General features: G+C 69.3%; 1 protein-coding gene. It reads right to left on the reverse strand.

Annotation, left to right across the window (positions count from 1 at the left end):
* The coding region (locus SKC42_RS27460) for a cutinase family protein (RefSeq protein WP_330967372.1) at positions 1 to 492 on the reverse strand (492 nt) is incomplete at both ends.

Below are 492 nucleotides of genomic sequence, written 5' to 3' on the forward strand. Positions count from 1 at the left end.
GAATTGGTTGTCGGTGACGTAGGTGTCGTGGGCGGCGAAGTTGAGGCCGTCGGAGCAGACCGGGTCCTCGGTGGCGCAGACCTTGATGGTCTTGGGCTGGAAGATCGGGCCGATGACGACGGGCGGTTCGCCGAGGAAGTTCATTGCCCGGACGTTGGGCGTCCCGAAGAGCACGACCGAGGAGACGTGGCTGGCGATGTCGGGGTCCAGCGGCTTGGGCACGGTGGCGGGGTCGACCCCGTCGGGCACGGCGGCGGAGGTGACGAAGCCCATCACCGCGGCGCCCTGCGAGTAGCCGCCGAGCACCATCTTGGTGTTCGGGCAGTCGTGGGCCATGTTCACGACGTGGGTGCCCGCGTCGCGGATGCCGTCGAGGCCGGTGGCCCATTCGTTGCTTGCGGGGTAGTTGACCGGGTAGACGTCGAACGACTGCGCGCCGATGCGCGAGTGCAGGCCGTCGACGAAGGCCTGCCCGGTCGGGCCGACGCCCGG

Origin of the sequence: Mycobacterium sp. 050134 (genome assembly GCF_036409085.1) — a bacterium.
Taxonomy (GTDB): domain Bacteria; phylum Actinomycetota; class Actinomycetes; order Mycobacteriales; family Mycobacteriaceae; genus Mycobacterium.